Origin of the sequence: uncultured Campylobacter sp., assembly GCF_938018035.1 — a bacterium.
In the GTDB taxonomy this organism is placed as follows: domain Bacteria; phylum Campylobacterota; class Campylobacteria; order Campylobacterales; family Campylobacteraceae; genus Campylobacter_B.
Map to the genome: position 1 here is coordinate 1 of NZ_CALIJF010000263.1, position 2371 is coordinate 2371.

Annotated in this window: 2 protein-coding genes and 1 pseudogene; all 3 read left to right on the forward strand. The window is 30.5% G+C overall.

The window, feature by feature from the left end:
- Positions 1–298, forward strand: a pseudogene (locus Q0257_RS07810) (hypothetical protein); the annotation flags it as partial.
- Between the two features lie 183 nt (positions 299–481).
- Positions 482–748 carry a DUF1524 domain-containing protein gene (locus Q0257_RS07815; RefSeq protein ID WP_298023684.1) on the forward strand — a complete coding sequence of 89 codons (267 nt, stop codon included), beginning with the start codon at positions 482–484 and terminating at the stop codon, positions 746–748.
- Positions 738–2371, forward strand: a 1634-nt coding sequence (locus tag Q0257_RS07820; protein ID WP_298023687.1) for a DUF262 domain-containing protein, incomplete at its 3' end; no start/stop codon positions are given. The genes Q0257_RS07815 and Q0257_RS07820, both read left to right, overlap by 11 nt.

Below are 2371 nucleotides of genomic sequence, written 5' to 3' on the forward strand. Positions count from 1 at the left end.
TGGATGCCACCAGAAATCCAATATATTAAGTATTGAAGGCATATATAAAGAAACAAAAGATAAGACGAAAAGTGATTTTAAATATTTTTTAATGGATAAAATAAAAGAGAAGGTTAAAATAGATAATATTGATGAGCTAAATTATATTGATGATAGAAAGCCATTAGAAAATATATTACTGCTTTTTAACATTGCTACTATTTTAAATAGCAAAGGTTCCTACACTAGATTTTCGTTCAACGAATATAATGGTAAAAAATGGAGTTTAGAGCATATACACGCCCAAAATGATGAATGATTAAAGGATAAAAAGGCTCAGAATGAATGGCTTACTAATGTAAATAAATATATTAATGACAAAGATAATTCTAACGATAAAGAGCTTAAGAATAAAATTAGCGATTTTATAAAAGACGATAAAAGCGATAATTTTAATACGCTTCAAATAGAAATTTTAAATAAATTTGGTGGTATAGTAAATATGCACGGGATAGAAAATTTAGCCTTGTTATCGACAGAAAATAATAGCTCTTTAAGTAATGGTCCGTTTATCGAGAAACGCGCAAAGATCATAGAAATGGATAAAAACGGCGAATTTATACCAATATGCACAAAAAATGTATTTTTAAAATATTACAGCGACGATCCGTCTAACATATATTTTTGGAGCAAACAAGACCAAGGCGATTATAAAAACTCAATAATCAACACTCTAAAAGAATTTCTAGGAGAAAAAAATGGAAAATAGTACCGGATTTAAAGATATTTTGACTAAAGCAGTTCCAAAGGTTTACATGCCGACCGCACAGAAGTTAAAAATTTCAATACCTATCATCCAAAGAGATTATGCGCAGGGAAGGATGGACAATAAAGCGGCTGATATCAGAAACAAATTTTTGGATGAAATTTTGAATAGGCTTAAAAGTGACGAGAGTTTATTTCTAGATTTTATTTATGGCAGCATAGAGGATGATAAATTTATACCGATCGATGGCCAACAGCGCCTCACTACTCTTTTTTTGCTTCACTTATACTTTGCAAAAAAGGAAGATAAAGAGTGCGAATATTTAAGAAGGTTTACATACGAAACCAGAAGTAGCTCTAGGGAATTTTGCGAAAAGCTAGTAGACTATGATATTGACTTTAGCAAAGAAAAAATTTCTACATATATAAAAGATAGTAACTGGTTTATGCCGTTTTGGGAAAATGACCCGACCGTAAAATCTATGCTTGTGATGATAGATGAGATACATCATAAATTTAAAGACGCTAAATTTTACGATAAGCTTGAAAATATAAAATTTAGTTTTCTCGAACTTAAAGACTTTGGGCTAACAGATGATCTATACATAAAGATGAATGCGAGAGGAAAGCCTTTAAGCGAATTTGAAAATTTTAAGGCGGAATTTGAGAAAGAACTATCCCAAGATATAAAAACAAAGCTAGATAATCAGTGGCTTGATTTATTTTGGAATTTAAATAGCGGCGATAAAGATGAGATAGGTTTAAGTAATGTTGATAAGCGCTATATGGCATTTTTTAACCGTGTAGCTTCGAATTTTACTATTCTTAGTATAAAAGATACAAAAGAGGCAAAAGATTTTAATTTTGATGAGTTTGATACACTAGACACATTAGACTTTTTTAGCAGTAACAAAAATAATGTAAATAATGTAATAAAAATTTTAGATGAGTTGTGTGAAGTTGCAAATGATGAGCCACTTAAAAATTTTACCGATACCAGCAAAGATATTACTTATGAAACAATGGCTAAATTTTTTGCGCTATCTATGTTTTTGATAAAATTTGGAGCAAGAGGAATTGGCGGAGAGTTTTATAAAAAGTACGAAAGAATAACCACAAATATTGCAAAAGATTTCAATATTGACAGTATTTTAAAACTAAGGCAAGTTTTTGAATTTATCAACGAAATTTGCGAAAAATGTAAGAATAAAGATATTTTTGAGCTGCTAGAAAGTTTTGACGACAAACAACCGGAAAGCTTTAAGACGATCGAATTTTACAAATGGCAAGAGAAAAAGAAGCTAAAGCTAATACAAAGCGATGAAAGGTGGATCGCCACCATTAATGAAGCTGAAAAGCATTGGTATCTTGGGTCAAATTTGACATTTCTTATAGATTTCGCAAAAAATGATATAAAAGAATTTGAAAGATACCATAAGAAATTTGATGAGATTTTTAAAGAGGATAGGGAAAACTTTTTATTTCAAAGGGCACTACTGACGAAAGGCGATTATTTGCCCGAGCACGGTAATAGCGGCTACTTTACATTTTGTAATTTTAACAATAACCCTCGTAGCAAAGACGACAACTGGCGAGACGTATTTTATGATAAAGAAAAAAGTAGATT